We start from the raw sequence: 20,950 nt of genomic DNA on the forward strand, positions 1-20,950 counted from the left end.
TCTTGGCGGCGTGATCGACGCTACTGGTCGGTCCCCACCGGCGGGACCGGCATTCACACGTCCGAGTGGCATATTCCAACTCGGCTTCCGTGGGAGCGATCACGCGGTGTACGGTGCCTGCCCGGTCGGCCGGAGTCAGCCCCTGGCGTGCTTCTTGGCCATCTCGGAGATGAAGTCCCGGGTCTGCTCGACGTTCAGCGCCTGCGCCCTGAGGTGCTCGTACATGACGCTGTACTTGCCGACGTCCTGCGCCTTCTCCAGGTACAGATCGCTCGTCACGCCCTCGATGTAGACGACGCTGGAGTCCGAGGTGTCCGGGAACTCCAGGATCGAGTACTGGCCGCTGATCCCCGGATGAGCGCCCATCTCGAACGGGATCACCTGCACGGTGACATGCGGCAGGTGCGACTGCTCGATGAGGTGCTCGAGCTGCTCCACCATCAACTGCCTGCTGCCGACGGTCCGGTGCAGCGCACCCTCGTCGATGACCGCCCACAGCCGCAGCGGACGCTCCTCGTCCCGGATGCGCTCCTGGCGGCGGGTGCGGACCGTGACCCGCTTCTCGATCTCCGCGGGCGTCGACTCCGGCAGCGCGCCGGAGATCACGGCCTCCGCGTAGGCGTGGGTCTGGAGCAGCCCGGGGATGATCTGCGGCTCGTACATCCGCAGGCTCTCCGCGTCCGTCTCCAGACCGATGTAGACGCTGTACGGGATGTCACCGAAGGCGTGCCACCAGCCCTGCTGGCGCGAGTCCTTGGCCATCTGCATGAGCGAGTCGACCATGCGCTCGTCCTCGACCTCGTACACACCGCACAGGTCGCGGACATCGCGCTGGCTGATGGAGCGACGGCCGTTCTCCAGCCGGCTGATCTTGGACTGGGAGACGAGGAGACGCTCGGCGACCTGCTCCGCCGTCATGTTCTTCGCTTCCCGGAGCTTTCGCAGCTCCTGCCCCAATCGGCGTCGCCTGACGGTGGGGTTGACGTTGGACGCCACGGAAACTGCACCTCCGGCTCTCTGCTGCGTAGCTGTGAGTATCTACCGCTTGGCAGACTGCCACCAAAGGCCGGGTGTGCGCTGGGAAACGACCACAACTGCGCGCCGGGGCGTACGGACACACACCCTGGTCCGGTACCGCCGGAGCGGCACGTGCGCGGGGCGGTCGTCCTGACCGCCCCGCACACCTGTGCGGCTCCCGGGCTGGTTCCTCGGAGTCCTCGGAGTCGTCCTAGAGCGCCGCCGCGCGGGCCATGCCGCGAGGCTGCGCCGGGACACCCGGGGCGCTCCGACGCGGCTGTGCCGCCGCGCCGTTCTGGACGTCCATCACGGCGTGTGCCACGAGTCCGCCCATCGGGTCGTGCCGGATCAGGTCGCGCAGCCGGGACCGCGACGACCGTCCTTCGTTGCCGGGGTAGAGGTGCTTCCCGAGACCGACCGCGTGGGCCAGCGCGGCAAGCGCCGCGGTCCGCGGGTCCGGCGGTACGCCGGTGCGGATCGCACTGTCCAGCCGGGAACGGATCTCCCGACTGATCGCCGTCTCCGTCGCCTGGTAGCGAGTCGTCGGCAACACCCCGCACATCTGGCCCTCCACGGCATGCACCATGCCGCATCGCTCCAGATGCGAGAGATACGTCTGGCGGAGCCCCAGTCGGGGCCCGCCGATCCAGTGGACGGCCCGAACCGGACTGCCACGCCTGCGCAGCAGCTCCAGTGCGGAGTCCAAGGTCGGATCTCCGGTCGGCCGTGGCATCACCACGGCGATACGATCCCCGTCAGGGGCTATCCGGCCTGCCAGCGCCAGCTCCACTAGCTGTGCACCGGCCAGGCCGAGGTCGAGCGACTGCGGCTGCGCTGTGGTACCCGTGGTCGGGTCCAGAGCGAGCAGCAGAAGCTCCTCCGGAATGGTTCTGCGGCTCCTGCCCATCCATGCCTCCCCGCGTGGATGAATGACAGGGTGACCCCTCTCACATTCATCTGTCGAGAGCGCCCGGGTGGTTCATCCGGGAACCAGTAGGTATGTCGTTCTCGTCTAGCACGGGGGCCAAGGGGTTCACACAGGACACTGGTACACGGACCGGTACACGGTCCGTACGTACGCATGACGCATGGAGGAGGCACGGTGGCGGGCGAGTCCCCCGACAAGGCGGAGCAGCAGGGGCCGTCTCAGGAGACGGCGGCCTCGGGCGGCGGCCGGGATCCTCGGCTTTCCGTGCTCCATGAGTCAGACGCCTCGTCGGCGGCTTCGGTTTCGGCATCGGGGTCGACGTCGGGGTCGGGTTCGGCATCGGGGTCGGGTTCGTCGGTTCAGGTCGACCAGCCGACTGCGGTCTTCAAGAACCTGGTGCCGAGGGCCTCGGAGGACGACGCGCCTGCGGGGGCGGCGGAGCCGGAGAGTGAGCGCCTGAAGGCGGCCGTGGCGGCGTGGGTCGCGACGGCGGAGGACCCGGCGGAGCCGGTGGCGCCGGAGAACCCCGACGCGGAGGCTTCGGAGCCGGAGACCTCTGGCCCGGTGGCTTCGGGGTCGGATCCGGAGCCGGTCGGCGTCGGGGACGAGGACGAGGCCGTGTCTGCGGACGACGAGCCCGCCGATGACGAACTCGAGGGCGACCAGCCCGAGGGTGACGAGATCGCGGACGACGAGATCGAGGACGGTGAGATCGAGGAGGGCGAGCCGGCCGGTTCGGCGGCCGTCGGGGCGAAGCCGTCCGCCGAGTCCTGGTTCGCGGCGCGGAAGCCTGCGGCGGATGACGAGCCTTCGGAGCACACGGCGTCCGGGTCCGACGCGCAGGACACGGGCGACGACGACGGTGACGCTGAGGACGATGGCGCGGAGGGCGAGGGCGGGGAACCCGAACCGGAGCCCCTCGATCAGCCGACGACCATGTTCAAGGCCGTCCGCCTGCCCGCGGCGCCCCCCGTGGACCAGCCGACGACCGCGCTGAAGCTTCCGCCCTCCCCGGCCGCGGAGTCCGACAGCGAGCGCACCAGCGCCTTCGTACCGCTGCGTGCGGACATCCCGGTCGAGCAGAAGCCTCAGAAGGCACCGGAGGCCCCTGAGGCCGCCCGCGCCCCCGGCGACGCCCCGCCCGCCCCCGTACCGGCTCCCGCCGGGAAGCGGGCCCCGTCACCCGCTGCCGATCCCGCTCGCACTCCCGCCCCCGCCCCCGCTTCCGGTCTCGTGGAGGCGGAGCGGACGCGGCAGCAGCCGTTGCCGCCGCTGCCCCCGCTCGATTTGCTCGCCGAGCTGACGAACACCCCGCCGCCGCCTCCGACCCCGCTGCGGACGACCGTGCGCCGGGTCCGGATCTGGACGCCGCTGGTACTGATCCTCCTGATCGTCTTTGCGATCGCGCAGATGGTCCGCCCGCTGCCCGCGCCCGTGCTCACCCTCTCCACCGCGCCGACCTTCACCTTCGAGGGCGGCGAGCTGAAGATGCCGTGGCCCACCGAGGGACAGGGCGCCGTCGAGGTCGAGGGCGTCGGTTCCATGGGCACGTACGGGCCGCAGAAGTCGGCCCCGATCGCGAGCGTCACGAAGACGATGACGGCGTACGTGATCCTGCGCGACCACCCGATCAAGGGGAAGCAGAAGGGCCCCGAGATCACCGTCGACAAGAAGGCCGCCGACCAGGCCAAGGCGGAGCACGAGTCGACGGCCGCGGTCCAGGAGGGCCAGACGTACTCGGAGAAGGAGCTCCTCCAGCTCCTCATGATCCCCTCCGCGAACAACGTGGCGCGGCTGCTCGCCCGCTGGGACGCCGGCTCCGAGGCCGCGTTCGTCGAGAAGATGAACGCCGCCGCGAAGGACCTGGGCATGACCCAGTCCACGTACACCGACCCGTCCGGCCTGCTGGACAGCACCGTGTCGACCCCGAAGGACCAGCTGAAGCTGGCGAAGGCGGTCATGCAGTACGACGTGTTCCGGGAGATCGTGAACACGCCGAACATGACGATCGACGGCGTCGGCCGGATCGAGAACAACAACAGCAGCATCCTGCTGAAGCCGGGTGTGAGCGGCATCAAGACCGGCTCCTCCACCCCGGCCGGCGGCAACCTGCTCTGGGCGGCCAACACCGTCGTCGACGGCAAGGTCCGCCGCATCCTCGGCGTCGTGATGGGCGCCAAGAACGCCGAGCACCTGGGCGAGAAGCTCCAGCTCTCCATCGACTACAGCTACGAGCTGATCAAGAAGGCGCAGGACGACGTCACCTCTGCGGCGGTGGTCCGCAAGGGCCAGGTCCTCGGGTACGTCGACGACGGCCTCGGCGGCCGGACCCCGGTCGTGGCCACCAAGGAGCTCAAGGCGATCGGCTGGCCCGGCCTGCGGGTGAAGCTGGAGCTCACCGACGGCGGCAAGCCCCTCCCGCACACCGCCAAGGCGGGGGACGTGGTCGGTCAGGTGTCGATCGGTACGGGCACGGGCAAGGTCAGCGCGCCGGTCGCCCTCCGGACGGACCTGGTGGAGCCCGGCTTCGACAAGAAGCTGACCCGCGTGGGCTGACCCGCGTGGCTGAGTCGTGCTCGGCCGGGCGGGAAGCACTCGCCCGGCCCGAGAAGCCACCCGCTTGGCTGGGCGCCCCGGTTCTCCGGGGCGCCCGGCTGTTAGCGTCTTCGGGGGACGAGAAGCACGTGTGACACACGTGAGAAGTGAGACGGGCAGTAGCACGGGAAAGGGCCGCAGTGACCACCGCCGAGCCGACACGCGCCGACCGCGCCGATCGTCCCGACCGCGCGGACCGTCCTGACCGCGCCGATCATCTCGACCGCGCCGACCGTACGGACCGGCCCGGTCGTCCCGGCCGCCCCGACCGCGCAGAGTCAGGTCTCGACGCCGACTCGGCCCTCCACGTCGGCGCGCACGTCACCTCGCCCCTGGACCCCACCCCCCTGGACCCCACCCCCCTGGACCTGGACCCCACTCCTCTGGGCCCCATCCCCCTCGACGTCCCCCCGGGCCCTCACCCCGCCTCCCCTCTCGACGTCGACCTCCGACCCCACCCCGACCGCGCAGAAGCCGGACCCGCCCATGACACCGACCCCGGCTCGGCCCACGACCTCGGTTCAGGACACGCCCCCGCTCGCGCCGCCGCCCTCGGAGCCGTCCCCGTGCCCCGAGGCCCCGTGCCCCTCGGCTCCGCGACCCGTGGCCCCGTCCCCGTATCCGCCGCCCCCGGCTCCGACGCGGGCCCTTCTTCGCACCCGCGAATAGTGTTCCCGGCGCAGCGGAACACCCCGCCCCCCGTGGCCGTGACCCCCGGGGCTCCGGCCTCCACGGTCCGCGCCCCCCGGCGGAAGCGGCGCTACACGGTGATGGCGGCGACCGGCCTGGCGGCCGTGACGCACATCCTCTGGTTCTTCTTCTTCGCGAACAGCGGCGGCGACCTGGCGGCGCAGGACGCGTGGGCGGAGTTCGTCGGCCGGCACCCGGACTCGGCGTACAACCTGGCCTGGTACGGCGGGATGCACCCGGTCTCGTACAGCGTCGTGTCGCCGTACCTGATGTCGCTGCTCGGCGTGCGCAGCACGATGATGGTCGCCGGGACCCTGTCCGCGGCGCTGACCGCGCTGATCCTGGTGCGGGTGCGGGCGGTCCGTAATCCGCTGACCTGCTCGATCGCGGGCGTCTTCGCGTTCCTGTGCAACGCGCTGTCGGGGCGGGTCACGTTCGGTCTCGGCATGATGTTCGCGCTCGGGGCGGTCGCGGCGGTGTTCTGCTGGCCGCACCGCTGGCGCCGCAAGCGCTGGGCGAAGGCCGCGGTGGCCGCCCCGCTCGCCGGCCTCGCGACGGCGTGCAGCCCGGTCGCCGGGCTGTTCCTCGGGGTGGGGGCGGCGGCGCTCTTCCTCAACAAGCGGCGCCCCGGCGCGTACGCCCTCGGTCTGGCCCCGGTGGCGGTGGTCGCGCTCTCGTCGTGGCTGTTCCCCTTCTCCGGGACGCAGCCGATGGCCTTCGGCTCGACGGCGTTGCCGCTGGCGTTCGGGGCGCTGGTCTTCCTGCTCGTGCCGAGGGACTGGCGAACGGTGCGTACCGCCGCGGCGGTCTATGTCATCGGCACGTTCCTGACGTGGCTGGTCGATTCGCAGATCGGCTCGAACATCTCGCGGCTCCCGATGCTGTTCGCCGGTGTCGTGCTGCTCGCGGCCCTGCCGTACACGGCGCCGCGTTCACGCCGCTGGTACGCGCTGCTGCTCGCGTTCGCCGGGCTGAACTTCTGGATCGGCTTCAAGGGTGTCGACGACGTGATCCGCACGGCCCCGGACGCCTCCTGGGCGCGGGAGCTGGCGCCGCTCATCAACCAGCTCCAGGTGCGGGGCGCGGGCAAGGCGCGGGTGGAGGTCGTACCGGCGTCCAGCCACCGCGAGTCCTCGGCGCTCAGCCCGTACATCAACCTGGCGCGCGGCTGGAACCGGCAGGCCGACATGGAGCGCAACCCGCTCTTCTACGACGACACCCTGAACGCCGTGAACTACCAGGACTGGCTGGACCGCTGGGCCGTCCACTACGTGGTGCTGCCCACCGGCGCCCCCGACTCGGGCGCCGAGCAGGAGGCCGAACTGGTCGCCGAGGGGCTGCCGTACCTGAAGCAGGTCTGGTCGGACGCGAACTGGCGCCTCTACGAGGTCGAGAACCCGACCCCGCTCGCGGACCCGCCGGCGGAGGTGCGGAGCGCGGAGGAGAACGAGGTCGTGATCAGCGTCGACCGCCCCGGCCGGGTCCTGATCCGCGTGCCGTACTCGCCGTGGCTGGCCCTCGTCGACGAGAACGGCGGCAAGATCGAACCGCCGCAGGAGACAGAGGCGTCGAAGCTGGCCCGCGAGGAGTCCGAGACGGAGATCCCCAGGGTCTTCGCCAACAAGGAGGGCTGCCTGTTCAAGGCGGAGGCGGACACGGAGGGCGACGAATGGACGGAACTACTCGCCCCGAAGGCAGGCGTCTACCGCCTGGCAGCCCCGTACAAACTCTCCCGCGGCACGGCCTGCCCGGAGGAGCTGCGCTAGGGGGTGCGGGATGCGGGACACGGGGCTACGGGACACGGGTACCGGTACGGGTACGGGTTACGCCCCCGGTTAACCGCGCTACGGCCGCTGGTATCCGGCGAGCATCCGCCGCATGCCGAAGGCGTGCCCGCCGCTGCTGATGACGAGGAGCCGGTAGATCCGCCCGGCGACCCCGGGAAAGGCGGCCCGGGTCTCGGCGCGCAACCGGGAGCGCCGGTCCGCGAGCGCGTCGATCCGGAAGACGAGGCTGTAGGCGGCGGAGAACCGATGCCCGCCCTGGAGCTCCAACTCCCGTCCGGGCACGACCCGGACGACCCGGAACCCGGGAAAGGTGGACCCCTCGGCAAGCGGCCGGGGCCCACCGGCCACGAGAGGCTGGGCCCGCACGAGCCGCGCGTACCGCGCCCCACCGTTCCGCGAGAACGCCCGCTCCACCCCGACGACCAGCCGCTGCCACAACTCCTCGGCACCGACGTCGACGACGACGGCATGCTCGTCGACGAACGGCAACGCACTCATGACGTGATCACCTCACGAAACTATCCCACCTCGCGGCAGAAGGCCCCTTACTCCGACAGCACTGCTGCGCCCCGGCAGGACTCGAACCTGCGACACCCGCTTGAGGAGTGGGATCGAATCCGTGCGGGGCGGTTCCAGACCGTGCCGCGCGGTGCTGTTCCGACTGATCAGCGCCGCGCGGCACGGTGCCCGATCCTGCGCGTGACGCCTGGTGCTGCCCCGTCCGCTCACGCATCGCGCACGCATGTACGACGCCGTGATCACCGACATGACCGCTCGTGGCGGACCTCACTAGTGTGTGGGTCAGTCTCCGCTGGGGCGCCATGTCTGTGCTTGTCGGATGGCAACACGGAAGGCCCAGACCCACAGGAACGCGCTGACCACGAGTACGACGCCGGCTGTGGAAAGGATCATTCCTCCGGTGATGTAGGACTCGCCGTTGGCTGTGACCGGGGCTGCGAGTGCGGCGGCGACCGCGGTGCCTGCGGTTCCGGCGAGGGCCAGCGGGGCGAGGACCGACCACGCCGCGCTGGTGCGGAAGACGCGCAGCCCCCCGGTGAGTACGGACAGGGGTGCGAGTGCGCGGCCCTGACGCAGAAACTCCGCCATGGCGCTGAGTCCTGCCGTCATGGCAAGTACCGCGATGCCGGTCATTCCGAACAGGGCGCTCCAGCGGCCCTGGTCGCGGTTGGGGACGCCTGCGGTGAGCTGGTCCTCGCCTGGGGCGCCGATGACTGCGCCGCGTGGGAATACCTCGTAGGACAGTCGCTTGAGGTCGGGCACGGACAGCGGCTTCCCGTCCGGCCGCAGGAGGGCGAGGGTCGCATTGCTGCCGGCGGAGGCGGCGTGTTCCGTCAGCTTCCGGGCGTCGACGCGGCGGACCAGCAGTTCCGGACCCCTGTGGGGGGTCCACCGGAGCAGCTCACGCAGCTTCGGGTCTGCCGGCAGCTTGACGAGGCGTGCCTCGTGTGCTGGGCAGGGCAGACGCAAGGCGGTCAGGGCGGCGCAGTCGCCGTGCAGGGTCAAGGAGGCGTTCTGGCCTTCGCCGGCAGGAGCCAGCACGACAGCCTGCGTGCCCGGTGCGCCGGCGAGGAACTCGCCCATGGCGGATGCGGACGCTCCGCCGCGGACGACCATGGTGACGACGCTACGGCCGATGCGGTCGAGGGTTTGTCGGGCCTCGGTGGTCTGTGCCCCGAACAGTCCTTGCCATGCGATGGCTTGCATGAGCACGATGAGCGCGATCGAGACACCGGTGACGAGTCGGGCCGTCCCGCCGGGATGTGCGCTCGTACGCCGGCCCGCCACGAGCATTCCTGGCAGGCCGAGCGCTCGTCCCCGGCGGGTGAGCAGGTTTCCGGCTTGGGCGACGACGGTTGCGATGGCAGCCGGAAGAGTCAGGACCGTGATACCGATGCCCGCCCAGCTGGTGAGCGTCCGCAGTGCGGTATCAGGTGCGAAAAGTTCCGGGCCACGCACCGCCAGGATGATCGCAAGAGGGCACAGTACGGCCAGCCGGGTCAGCCAGGCGCTGCGGGATGCGGCGCGCGGCCGGGTTCCGGATCCCCTCCGCCCGGGCGTGAGGTCCGCGATGACCACTGTCGTCTGAACGGCCAGGAACGCTGCGAGGGGTACGAAAACGGCGCCCCAGCCGTAGTGGCGAAGATGGGTGGAAGAAAGGATGTAGTCGGTGTAGGGGATGCGAACGTCCTGCAGGAGGGCTGCGGCAATCGCCGCGGCGCCGATGACCGCGCCGAGGGCGGCCGGAGGCCCGGCCTCGCCCATGGTGATCAGTGCGCGGTCCAGCCGTCGTCCACCGAGTGCCGCAACGAGTGCGGTCCTGCGGTCCCGGGTGTACGCACCCGTGCGCGCTGCCACGATCAGTAGAGCACCGGCCGGCAGAACGAGCATGCCCATGGCCGCGGCCTGGAACATCGACTCCGGTTTGTCGTCCAGCCGACCCGAACCCGGCTCCAGAGCGGCCGATACACGGCCGGCTGTCGGACCGAACCCGGTGACGATGTCGGTGCGCCGGTCAGCGCTCAGGCCGTTACGCGGCCGGAGATAGACGAGCCATTCGGATGGCTCGTCCAGACCTTCCTCGCCGATCGTGCCGGCCAGTTGGCCATAGCGGTGGTCGATGTCCTCGTCGGCGCCCGCCTTCCGCAGTGCCGGCGACAAGACCGCCTGGCCGGGTTCAGGCCAGCGGTCCAGTCCGGGAGGCAACGGCGAATTCCCCTTGTAGGGGGCCACGTACACGACGCTGAAACGGCGTTCACCATCGAGGGAGTCCGACCCCACGAGCCACGCTGTCGCGTTGGCCGCGCGGTCACTGGCTCCGTCGGAGGCCACGGGCGTCCTGGCCGTTCGGCGCTCCTCCTTGCCCGCGTACACGGCGTGGACAGCGACGAGGCTGCCCAGGCTGATCGTGAGGGTCAGCGTGGCGAGGAGCACGGCGACGAAACGTACGCCTCCTGCCTCGGCGCGACGGCCCGCGATGCGGCCGATGGCGAGAAGCTGACGCGCGAGCTTCACGGTGTCCCTGGAGAGCGTCATTCGGGCGCCCCCGACAAGACCGGCTTCAGAACGCCCTCTTCGAGGCGCAGCGTGCGGTCGGCCCGTTCGGCGATGCCGGGATCGTGGGTGACCACGAGCAGACCGCACGCGTACCGCCGTGGCAGGTCGAAGAGCAACTCGGCCGTGCGGTCGCGGGTCTCCGTGTCCAGCGCACCGGTAGGTTCGTCGGCGAGCAGGAGGACTGGTTCGTTGATCAGGGCACGGGCCACCGCAGTCCGCTGCCGCTCGCCGCCCGACAGCTCCTCACTCGTTTCCGCCTGCGGTACGCCGAGGTCATCGAGAAGCTGCCGCGCCCTGTCTCTCGCGTCACGGCGGTCGGTGCGGGCCAGTAATGCAGCGAGCATCACGTTGTCCAGCGGGCTCAGTTCCGGCAGGAGTTCACCGAACTGGAAGACCATGCCGACAGACTGGGCGCGCAGTGCGGCCAGGCGCGCGGGTCGTAGTCCGACGACGTCGGTGCCCGCCACCTTCACCGACCCCGCCGCCGGCCTGATCAGACCCAGGACGCAGGACAGCAGCGTGCTCTTGCCCGACCCACTCGCGCCGGTCACCGCGACGGACTCACCGGCCCGCAAGGTCAGAGAGAGGTCCGAGAACAGTTGGCGCGCACCCAGCGAGTGTGCCAACCCTGCGATCTCCAAGACGGGTTGCGTTGTTTCCGTGTCGTGCGCCGTGGCCACTTGCTGTCCTCACTGTGCTTGCTGGTGGTGAGAGCTGCGGTGGAGCGGTCCGGACCGCTCCACTGCAAAGAGTTACTAGACCCCGTCGCCCGGGCGGTCGTCGGGCCCGCACCGGTCCGGGTTGATCTGGATGTTCACGCAGGCCGTCACCTTGCGCACGTAGTTGGTGGCGTCCTTGCCGCTGTACACCGTGGAGCCAGAGCCGTTGTGGTTGTCGAGTCGCAGGCCCGTGTTGTACCTACGGTCGTACAGCGTGTAGACAGCCATGCTGTCCGCGCGTCCGTCGTAGATCGCCACCTGGCTGTTGTCGCCATGGCTGTAGGCCGAGGAGACGATGATTCCGTCTTCCTTGTAACTTGCGTCCAGACTCTCGCCAGCGCCGGCGAACGCCTGACCGGCGCCCACCAGTGCCAATACAGCTGTGTTGAGAAATGCTGTGCAATGACGGCTCTCCCTCGCTCGCCATTGCAGCCCAGTCATCCTCACGCGACGCAATTGATACTGCAACCACTCATCTTCATTTCCGTCACATAGCAAACTCGCCACATGGCCAAATGTCGCTCCACTTTGCATGCTGGAACGGCTGGCTCAATTCCTCACGTGGATGACTGCAGGCTGACGTCGAGATTGGAGATGCCAGGATTGATACCAGTAGTCTGACCTTGCGTTTTCGAGAGTTCGCGAAATCATCTACTGTGCAAATCCAGCCACCTTCGGCAGGGGACTTATCCGTGCCGAACATGCGGATTTTCAGCCAACTCTCTGCTTGTTCTCCGACTCAAAGTCGACGATAGCCTCATGCCGGAGCCCGCGTGGCATCGGATGGTGGACATCGACGGTGACGACAAGGCTGCACCCATAGGCCCGGTTCCCAACTGAGGCGAGAGGCGGCAGGGCCCTCAGTGATGACTTCGCCGCTATCGGGTACGCACGCCGTGCGCGGATCTCTAATTTTCCCAAATTGACTGAAACGGCATCCGTGTAGGCCGAGTGTGCCTCATGAGCGACTCTCGAATAGAAGGAAATCGCCACAGTGGCGATATTAAGCCAACGGGGGACTCCCCGGATGGATTCAAGCGCCCATCCGGCCGCTCCGTCGGCCCCCTGGAGCCGATGCTGCGCCCGAGAAATTTCTAACCGATTCGGAACGAGGCTGCAGCCTCGTTTGGCTGATTCCGATGCTGTGGACTCACGCCCTCGGCTTTTGGGGCTGTCTCGGCAGGGCAGCGTGTGGCGGGACGAGGCCGCCACGTGGCAAGTGGCCTCGCGGAACTCGCGTACGGCCAGCATCGGGGAGTGCGGTTCGAGGTAGCGGCTGAACTGGGTCAGCCGGACGTGTGCCCGGTCGGAGCGGACTCGGTTCTCCAGCAGTTCCAGGCCGACGTTCGCGGCGTCCAGGGCGCCGTCCAGGTCTCGGCCTGGCAGCCGGGCCGTGGCGGGGCGGCCGGAGCGCACGGCTCGGTCGCGCGGGACCGCCTGTTCGACCGCCACCGCGAGGGCGCTGGTGACTCGCTCGGGGAAGCCGCGGGCCAGGGCGGGGCAGGAGTGGAAGGGGAGTGACTACGTCTTCCCGACGCGTACGGGCAGCCCGGTCGAGCCGCGGAACGTGTACCGCTCTTTCACCCGTGTCGCCGCCTCCGCCGGGCTCCGCGTCATCCGGCTCCATGACGCTTGGCACGGCTGCGCCACCCTGCTCACCGCCGCCGGCGCCGCGCCCCGTGTCGTGATGGAGATCCTCGGACACAGCCAGATCAGCATCACGAGGACGTGTACACGCACGTCGTCCAGGACACGCAGCGCGAGGCGATCAGTCACATGAACCGGCTGCTCAAGAGGCGGCCTGGTCGTCCCTGACCGTTGGCGTTGATGTCAGACGTAGATGTCAGAGGCCCCCCACACACCAAAGTTGGTATGTGGGGGGCCTCTGAGCTTGTGCCCCCGGCAGGATTCGAACCTGCGACACCCGCTTTAGGAGTGGGATCGAATCCGTGCCGGTCGGTTCTAGTCCGTGCCGCGCGGTGCTGTTCTGCCTGATCAGCGTCTTGCAGGATGAGTAGAGATCCACCGTATGGCGACTCGTCTTGCGCCGTCCGTTCACGCAGCGCTCACGCACGTGAGCAGATGCCGACCTGGCCGAATGGGCATCGGATCCCGGTCGGGCCCGCGAAGCGTGTAGGTAGGAATCTGGGGGCCTCGTTCTGCGATGCGGCTGGCTGTCCAATGATGTCGTTAGCCCATCGGCGTCGGGAGCAGCTTTCGATAGCCACCGCTGCAGAATTCTGCATTTCTAGATAGGGCACGATAAAGTGCCGCCTTCCAGTGGTTTATGCCCTTCCTTTCGGCTCCTCGAGTCAAAGCGTCAAGAGTCGATCGCAACCCCGAATCACCAAGAGAATCGTATGTTTCATCGTATAGATCAACCTGATCCGTTAGCTCGGCCACGGCCTCCATCTGGTAGAAATCGAAAAGGCCAAGCGTCTCGAATTGCTTCTCGACTCTCTGAAAGGTGAAATCGTCAATTTCATCGGAGCGGCGCAAGGAGTATCTGATCGAGACGGTGCTATCGACGCCTATTTCCGCGACTAGTATTTCTTTGTTCGGGAATTCGTCGAAGTATGCGTGAAACATGAGCAGGCCGTCTGACCTGTCGCACTCATCGCCCTTTAGGCGATTGCATCTTTCGCAAACAGGGATAAGGTTGTCGGCTAGGATTGAATATTCTGGGAAGTGTTTTTTTGGGAGGAAGTGATCGAGGGCGCAGACCTGGGCTCTTTCGCACAGCGGGCACCGATAGTTGTGGGACAGTGCTGTCCGGAAGATTGAGTTCCTGAGTTCCTCCAGGGGGCGACCCCTGTCCAGAAGCGCGTAATTTCCCAGAAGCACCTTGGTGAGTGCATCGGAACCGTTGGCAAGCGACGTGAATCGGCGAATATCCCGCAGCACGTCCTCGTAGTCGCCGTAAGCGTCGATGATTCCCGTGCGCACGCCCATGAGGACCCGTCGAGAGGACGGACGCCTCCGACTCACAGCGAGGTCAAGATCGGCCAGGCGGTCCCTGTCCGGGCGGGGAAGTCGAATCATCTCCCAGGCCGATCGCGACGGATGCTCGTCAGGTAAGAAATGGACTGCGCACTCATCTCGCCATCGAACAGTTCCATGATCTCATCCAGGGGGAAACTCTCCTGCATGGACCGGAGAGTTGAGTGATAGTCGGTCGCGCTGCTGTCCAAGTTGAATACGTGGCGTGTGAGCAGTCCTACATTTTCAGCGAAAGTTTCGATCTCCGGGGTGGCAACGAGTGTGAGATCTCCGAATCGCTGCAGAACTCTGACGTAACGTCTGGGGACTTCCTGGAGAAGGACCGGGGAGTGCGTCGCCATCACGGCGTAGGAGTCGAACTGTTCCAAAGATATGTTGATGCTCTTGATTAGGGCGGCCAAGAGCGGGGGGTGCAGGTGGGATTCGGGCTCGTCGATGAGAACCAGTGATCCGGGCTCCAGGTGGGCCGCAAGCTGCACGACAATGTTGAGTACGAGTTTGTGCCCGGTACTGAGGCCCGAAAAGGAATCCTGCCACGAATCGCTGTCGAGAGCGAAGGTGTCGGAGAGCTCGACCCGTTTGAACGAGGGCTCTCGGCTCAGTGGAGAGAGGGCGGCCACGAGTCTCTGTTTACGCTCGGGGGTACTGGCCCTGACGAGGGCAGACATGATGTCACCCTGGATCTCCTCGGCGCCCTTGAGTGATCCGGTGCGGCGCACGTCCGAACCGATACTGCGATCGTATCTCCGAAGGCCGCAGTAAGTGTATCCGGAAACCTCGCCGCTGGCTTCCAGCCGGTCCTCTTCCTGTCGGTTCTTCCCCGGCAGGTCGAACGTGTCGAAAGCGCTGTAAGAGATGGCTATGACCGAGGAGAATCGCGGCGCATCGGCCCCCTCGGGGAATTCCCCATACCGCCGAACGAAGCTCTCGTCGGCTCGGTCGGTGAGGTCTGCATGCGCAGTGTTGGCTAGGTTGGCGAGGAGCTGCGTTTTTCCGCATCCGTTATAACCCACGACGACGTTAATGCGGCCGGGCAGGGGGTGGCGGTCCGCGAAACCAAAGTGAATGGAGAAGGCTTCCCCTCCGACACTCGTTCTGAACGTGAACGCGAGCGCGCTGTCTCGCGGGGCTGTCGCGCCTCCAAGCAGGGCTGTGGCGTCTCTCAGTGCGAGTTCGGCGTTCCCGTAGCGCAGGAGTGAGGCGGCCATCGCCGGCTCGTTGGCGAACGATTCCCTGAGTGAGGGGTCGATGGCGATGTCGCGGAGCCCGAACAGGATACTGTCGCGCAATTCACCGGGAAGTCCGTGCAGTGCTTCGTAGTAGGAAAATGCCTGCCCGAGTGAGCAGTAATTTTCATCGAGCTGGGCGAAACTGCCGGGCATCTCCGTGGCGCCGCCGCGTTGCCCTCTCTTGATGATCTTGACGGATCCCAGGTCGATGGATGCCTCTGTCTGAGATGGGTAGAGATATGCATCGAACATAGTTTCGAATCCAAAGTCATCCCAGAGCTCGCGCCGAAGAACGAGTGCCGGAAGATTGGACGGCACGGTGAAGCCCTCGCTGCGAGGCACTACAAGAAAATGCATCAGCGTATTCCAGTCGTATGTTTCTCTGTGCCCGGCCGTGAACCCGCTGGCAGTGGGCAGGGGCAGAGAAAGATGGCCCTGCCCATTGCTCGGCTGGTCAGTCGAAGAGGCTCTGCAGTCTCGACTCGATCCAGCCGGGCCGCCGAAGCAGCTCGAACGTATCGACCGCGACGACTGCGCGCTGCGGCGGTTCGCTGCCCAGGACCGGGTTTCCGAAGGACTCGAACACCTCGTAGCCCTCTGCTTCCAGCGAGGCCAGCGCTCCGGTCACCCGCTTGGAGCGGGCGGGACCGGTCCAGGACTCGAGAGGATGGGTGATGAGGACAGCGAGATCCTCGTGCTGGGTGTCTTTCAGGACTGGCAAGCCATGGGAGGAATCGGCCTTCCAGTGCGAGAAGCTTCTGGCGAACTGCTCGGCTCGCTGGAACGCATAGACCTCCTCAGCGGCGAAGTCCAGGTTCCCTCCATCGAGGAGTTCGACCATCTGTGTGGCAAGGCGCCAATCGAGCAGCGGGTGGTAGGCGCTGTTGCTGTAGTCCCGCAGGCAGTCGTAGCAGGACGAGTCGCACGGCGCGGCCATCAAGCTGCCGGAGCGGTGGCGGGTGAGATCGGCCGCGACCTCACGCGCGGCGAGCAGGAATTCGGCAGGGCGCTTCCCCAGCCAGGTCGAATACCCGGCACCGTTCTCCAGCGTGTCCGAGAGGAAGACTTGTGCCTGGACACTGCCTTCCTCTTCCCCCCGGACGGGGTACAGGCCCGCCGAGAGTTCTCTTCCGTCGATGTCCAGTAGCCTGACGGCAGCGAGTTTGAAAACCGTACCGAGTGAGAGCCAAGCGGCCCTTGCGGCCATGCGTCTCGGGTCAAGAGCCAGATCGGCGGGTTGCTCGCGGAGGCCGACCAAGAGGACGTCGGTCAGTTTCGCCGAGGCCAGTGCCAGCTTCTCCTCGTTGCTGACCGAAGGCCGAGTGGGCAGGCCCAGATCTCTCGCCCGGTCGGCATCAGCCAGGAGTTTCGTTTCTAGCAGACCGTCGTGTCCCTTGACCTTGCCGAACTGGTATCCCTCACCAGCTCCCGCGTTGACCACCACGATGCGTCCCTCGCCACTCCTGAATTCAGCGGCCTTAGTCCAGCGTGGGACGAGCGCTGATGTGGTGTCGAGGGTGAGGCGCGCGGAGAACGCGCGTGGTGTGAACTCGAAGGTGCCGTCGTAATCCTGAGCCTTGTAGCTGGTGCGAAATCCGAGCGGCTGACACGACGGGAGCATCCGGTAGTCACCGGCTTCTCCTGCGGTGGCTCCACACACCGGACACGAATGCTCGGATTCGCGGAGATCGACGGAGAGGCACTTGGCACAGATGCCCACCATGAGACGATCACTGTCCGGAGCCTTGCCTGGCAGCCAGTGCCCGCCCGCGGGCTCGTACGTCACGAGGCCGACTGCTGTGTGCAACGCCTTGTCCTTAACCACTTCACCGCCAGGTGCCCATTCCGAGATGGCGATGTCGATGTCCCGGTCGATGACGTCGGTGAGTTCCGGCCCGTGCGGCCTTTGATGGTGCAGGTTGCGGACCCGGGTGGGGAACCCGAACATGGGGAGCACCCCGTGCTCCGCGAGCGACTGGCTGAGCGGAACCGCGTCCGGCGCGTTCGTCGCCACCTCCTCGATCTCGGAGTAGAGGCTGGAAGTGGCCCAAGACACCAGAGCATCCACCGAAGGCGCGCCAGGAGACGCCCCTTGTAGGAGAACCTGGCCCGCGTGTCTTTTGGCGATGTCGTTCCCGACCAGCCAGGTACGGACGTCATCCCGTACCTGAGGCCATCCACTGACGGTCCCGAAGGGCCCGTGGACATTGCGTCCCGGATCCCAGTCGGGCGTTCCCTCGACCGACCGGAAGGCGAGAGTCAGCAGACTTGCGGCGTAGCAGCGGCGCAGGATCTCCAGGCGATCGAGATCCACGTATGGGCTCGGCGAGGGGTCGCCGGTGATGCGGTAGGGGTGCTGGAAGTAGTGGTCGTCATGGGTCCTGGTGCCACGGCAGAGGGTCAGGGCGATGGACAGGTGGTCGAGTCGGCGGCCGGCCCGGCCCACCCGCTGCTGGTAGTTGAAGCGCTGTGGTGGCATGTTCGCCATTACCACAGCACGGAGCGCGCCGATGTCGACGCCGGCCTCCATCGTGGTGGTGACGCTGAGTAGGTCGACCTCATCAACCAACTCGATGTCCTGACCGCTCAGAAAGACCGACTGGAAGAGGGCTTGCCGGGCCTGCGCGTCATCGTTGTCGGTCTGGCCTGTCAGCTCTTCGCAGTGGAGCCTGAAGGGGACCCCGGCTTCGCGGGCCAGGAAAGTGTAGTAGTCGTCCAGAGTGACGGAACCCGGGTCGAGGGGTTCGGCGATGAGATGTGAGCTGCGGCAGAAGGCACAGACGCCTGCGGAGCCGTGCAGGTGCCTTCTGGTACAGCGTTCACAGCGCCATTCTGTCCCGCCGGCCAGGACGATCCTGATCTTCTGCCCTTCGATCCGGGGCTCCGCGTCGCTCAGACCCAGTGCATTCTTCACTTCTTGGACCAGTGCGTCCGGGAACACATCGTGACGCTGTGCGACGGCGCTGATGTATTTCCTCGCTGCCGTGTGCAGATTTGCCGGCGGCTCAGGCCTCTGCTCCTGGAACTGGCGGCGCACTCCCAGCAACCTCAGCGCGGACAGGCATACCTGGCGGAAGACCTCGTCATCCAGCAACCGGCTCTTGAAGGTGAGGTCCTGAACTGCATGGCCGATGCCGAGCGACTCCAGGTCGCGGCCGCCTCCCGCGAAGACCGCCTGCTGGACCTGCGCCTGCACTGTCCGGTGGATTTCGGAGCTCAGGACGCGCAGATCGTTGGTGAGGGAAGCATCGGGCCGCTGGACCGGGACGCCACTGGTCCAGTCGTAGAGATCGGTCCAGCTCCGTGACTCGGTGCTTTTGCTCAGCGAAAACGAGGGTCCACCGGGATGCACGCCGTATGCGACCGCTTGCGCGCTGACTCCGTTGCCGAGTTCGACAAGCGTCGGGCCCCTCTGCTGGGCCCGGTAGTCCGCCAGCACGCGTTCGTGCTCGGGAGTGAGGCTGTTATGGGCCAAGGCGACCACCGCTGGAACCAGATCGGGTGAACCAGTCGCAGCGAGCTGGGTTAGCGCGGCCTGGCCTGCCTGGTTCCCCTTGAAGAACTCTGCTGCCTGGGCCACGAGATCCATCGGATGGTCGAGGGTGGCGATCACGAGCTGTCTGACCAGGTCCTGATAGTGCGATCGCTCCAGGCCCGCCGAGATGCGGGCCGCGTCCTGCCGACTATCCGAGAAGACGACGATCTTCGTCTGCAGCTGCCTCTTGAGGGCATCGGTCAGGACCTGGTTGGACTTCTCAAAACCTGTACCCATGGTGCGGATGGGGGACCTGGACCGCGATGGGTCCTCGAACTGGCGGACGTTCTTGAAGATCTCCTTGTCTTCCCCGCAGCAGGGACAGACCGTGGGAAAGGCACGGACCTTCCCGAGGTGGCCCTGGGGTTGGCTTTGTGCCACCAGCAGGTATCCGTTCTTCTCCTCGTCCGGGTAGCTGCCGACCTTGCCGCTCGCGGGATCCAGCACAGCCGGGACAAAGGTGAACGTGTATTCCGGCCGATTCCTCGCTCCCGGTCGGCCACCCTTGTGTTTGTGTGGCGATACGTCGAGATCGGAGCGTTCTCCCGCAGTGGGCAGAAAGACGCTGTACACATCGGCGGTGCGATCGAAGCGCGCTTTGTCCGGGAGGGATTCGAGATCGGTTGCGGTGGAGACCAGGTAGCGCCTGGTGGGATCGTGGCCGATGATCGGAGAATTGAATCCGCCGAGGAAGACCTCTCCGCACGTATCGCAGTACAGCAACTCCAGGACACGAGCACCGCATTCACAGGCATACCTGGGCCGACTATAGAGCTTTCCGACCAGCCGGTCCGCCGGTGGCTCCGCGGCGCGCGGTTGGACCTCCGAGCAGTTGCGATCCGCACACGCCCACATGCCGGTGACGTTCCGGAAGAACAGGTGGAGCCGGAATCGCGAGCCGACATCCGCCTCCCCATCGAGGCGCGAGATGAGTGCGTCGGTGGCGTCCAGCGCCTTGTCGGGTGCGAGGCCAGGGAAGAGCCTGGCGGACACGTCGGTCAGCGGCTTCGCTCGGGGGGAGTCGTCCTCGTCGCTCGCTCTGAACGCGGCCTGGAGTGCCGCGTGCCGGTCAGGAAGTGGCGGCAGGGCCACTGTTCCTTGGCCACCGGTGTCCGCCCAGGGCATGAGATCGGTCCTGCCCTTGGTCCGGACGCGTTCACCTGCCAGCACGGAGAAGCGGTCGGCTGACCGTCCGAAGAAGTCGCTCAGAAACTTCCGGTCCACCGGGTTCTCCGGATCCATGGAGGCGGAGGTGGCGATCACGGACAGCTGGTCGGAGTCGGTGGACAGCCCGAGCCGGTCGATGAGCTTGCGCAGGAGGTAGGAAACCTCGGTGCCCTGAGTCCCCCTGTACATGTGGAGTTCGTCCACGACCAGGCTGAAGACGTGGTCCTTGGAACTGTTCAGCCAGGCGCGGGTCTGATCGAAGATGGGATCCTCATCTCGGCGCATGAGCATGATGTTGAGCATGCTGTAGTTGGTGATGAGGATGTCCGGGGGAGCGACCTGCATGTCCCAGCGAGAACGCATCTCGGCCCCGAATGGACGCTGGAGGAAGTAGCGGGCTTCCTCGTCCTTCACGAGGCCGTCCGCGATGCGCTGCTCCAGCTGGCGGCTTCGGTCCTCCATCGAGGCCAGAGTCCTGCGCAATTCCTTCATTTTGGATGAGTTCGGCTTGGCGGCTAGTTCCAGCGGGCCGGCGACCGGGGTGCGGCCGGTGTAGCGTCCGTAGTGGAAGCGGTTGCCGTTACGGTGCCTGTCGAACCAGCTGCGTACGTCCGGTGCGTCCAGGCTGCGTCGCAACCTGATCAGCTGGTCCTCCACCAGCGCGTTCATCGGATAGAGGAACATGGCTCGCATGGCCGCGGGCCGACCGCTGCTGTTGCGTTGAGCCTGCCAGTCCCGTGACGTGCGCCACCAGGGCCGCTGGGCATCCTGGGGCTCTGCTGCTGTCCACCGACGCGATTCAGTGGTCAGCCTGGCTAGCACCGGGATGAGGAAGGCCTCGGTCTTTCCGGAACCGGTTCCAGACGTCACCACGATGTCTCGGCCCTGTTGGCTTGACCTCAGCGCGTCCGCCTGGTGGGTGTAGAGCCTGGGGATTCCCCGGAGCAGACCGGCTCCCAGAAGTCCGGAGAACTCCGGCAGACCTATCTCCGCCGTCAGCTCTTCCAGGGTCTGGGATGACTGCACGTACTGGGGCAACAGCTCCAGGTATGGCTCCTGAAAGAGGACCCCGGGAGTGCGGAGCAGTGCTCTGAGTTCCTCGCCCACCGATGAGTCGCGAAGGGAGTAGGCGGTGTCGTAGTACCGCTGGAAGTAGTCGGCGAGTTGGCCGTGGACAGCCGTCGGAGAGATGCCAGACATGGAGATCC

The 20,950-nt window shown here is 66.8% G+C and carries 11 protein-coding genes and 1 pseudogene; 3 read left to right on the top strand and 9 right to left on the bottom strand.

Annotated elements, in window-relative coordinates:
- Positions 1-135 precede the first annotated feature (135 nt).
- Both ABZ567_RS25375 and ABZ567_RS25380 read right to left on the bottom strand, forming a co-directional pair.
- Positions 136-996 (bottom strand): helix-turn-helix transcriptional regulator, encoded by an 861-nt coding sequence (locus tag ABZ567_RS25375; RefSeq protein WP_360793755.1) that lies wholly within the window; start codon positions 994-996, stop codon positions 136-138.
- A 232-nt stretch (positions 997-1,228) separates the two neighbouring features.
- Positions 1,229-1,924: a GPP34 family phosphoprotein gene (locus tag ABZ567_RS25380; RefSeq protein ID WP_360793757.1), complete on the bottom strand. Its 696-nt coding sequence runs from the start codon at positions 1,922-1,924 to the stop codon at positions 1,229-1,231.
- A 195-nt stretch (positions 1,925-2,119) separates the two neighbouring features.
- On the opposite strand from ABZ567_RS25380, the gene ABZ567_RS25385 reads away from it, so the two are divergent.
- Positions 2,120-4,501: a serine hydrolase gene (locus tag ABZ567_RS25385; RefSeq protein ID WP_360793849.1), complete on the top strand. Its 2,382-nt coding sequence runs from the start codon at positions 2,120-2,122 to the stop codon at positions 4,499-4,501.
- An 809-nt stretch (positions 4,502-5,310) separates the two neighbouring features.
- Positions 5,311-6,996 (top strand): MFS transporter, encoded by a 1,686-nt coding sequence (locus tag ABZ567_RS25390; RefSeq protein ID WP_360793851.1) that lies wholly within the window; start codon positions 5,311-5,313, stop codon positions 6,994-6,996.
- A gap of 78 nt (positions 6,997-7,074) precedes the next feature.
- Here the strand turns inward: ABZ567_RS25390 and ABZ567_RS25395 are convergent, their stop codons facing one another.
- From ABZ567_RS25395 to ABZ567_RS25410, 4 genes are all read right to left on the bottom strand, one after another.
- Positions 7,075-7,515 (bottom strand): hypothetical protein, encoded by a 441-nt coding sequence (locus ABZ567_RS25395; RefSeq protein WP_360793759.1) that lies wholly within the window; start codon positions 7,513-7,515, stop codon positions 7,075-7,077.
- A gap of 303 nt (positions 7,516-7,818) precedes the next feature.
- The gene (locus ABZ567_RS25400) at positions 7,819-10,071 is read right to left on the bottom strand and encodes an ABC transporter permease (RefSeq protein WP_360793761.1); all 2,253 of its coding nucleotides are present in this window, start codon (positions 10,069-10,071) and stop codon (positions 7,819-7,821) included.
- Positions 10,068-10,772, bottom strand: coding sequence for an ABC transporter ATP-binding protein (locus tag ABZ567_RS25405; RefSeq protein WP_360793763.1), 705 nt, complete (start codon positions 10,770-10,772; stop codon positions 10,068-10,070). The genes ABZ567_RS25400 and ABZ567_RS25405 overlap by 4 nt, the downstream gene beginning before the upstream one ends.
- Positions 10,773-10,847: 75 nt before the next feature.
- Positions 10,848-11,177 (bottom strand): hypothetical protein, encoded by a 330-nt coding sequence (locus tag ABZ567_RS25410; RefSeq protein ID WP_360793765.1) that lies wholly within the window; start codon positions 11,175-11,177, stop codon positions 10,848-10,850.
- A gap of 1,027 nt (positions 11,178-12,204) precedes the next feature.
- On the opposite strand from ABZ567_RS25410, the pseudogene ABZ567_RS25415 reads away from it, so the two are divergent.
- Positions 12,205-12,626, top strand: a pseudogene (locus ABZ567_RS25415) (tyrosine-type recombinase/integrase).
- Between the two features lie 375 nt (positions 12,627-13,001).
- On the opposite strand, the gene ABZ567_RS25420 reads toward ABZ567_RS25415, so the two are convergent.
- From ABZ567_RS25420 to ABZ567_RS25430, 3 genes are all read right to left on the bottom strand, one after another.
- Positions 13,002-13,757 carry an HNH endonuclease signature motif containing protein gene (locus ABZ567_RS25420; protein WP_360793767.1) on the bottom strand — a complete coding sequence of 252 codons (756 nt, stop codon included), beginning with the start codon at positions 13,755-13,757 and terminating at the stop codon, positions 13,002-13,004.
- Positions 13,758-13,849: 92 nt separating this feature from the next.
- Positions 13,850-15,397: an AAA family ATPase gene (locus ABZ567_RS25425; protein WP_360793769.1), complete on the bottom strand. Its 1,548-nt coding sequence runs from the start codon at positions 15,395-15,397 to the stop codon at positions 13,850-13,852.
- A 97-nt stretch (positions 15,398-15,494) separates the two neighbouring features.
- Positions 15,495-20,942, bottom strand: a complete 5,448-nt coding sequence (locus tag ABZ567_RS25430; protein WP_360793771.1) for a DEAD/DEAH box helicase — start codon at positions 20,940-20,942, stop codon at positions 15,495-15,497.
- Between the last annotated feature and the right edge of the window lie 8 nt (positions 20,943-20,950).

The sequence above is a fragment of the Streptomyces sp. NPDC016459 genome (genome assembly GCF_040632845.1).
Lineage (GTDB): Bacteria > Actinomycetota > Actinomycetes > Streptomycetales > Streptomycetaceae > Streptomyces.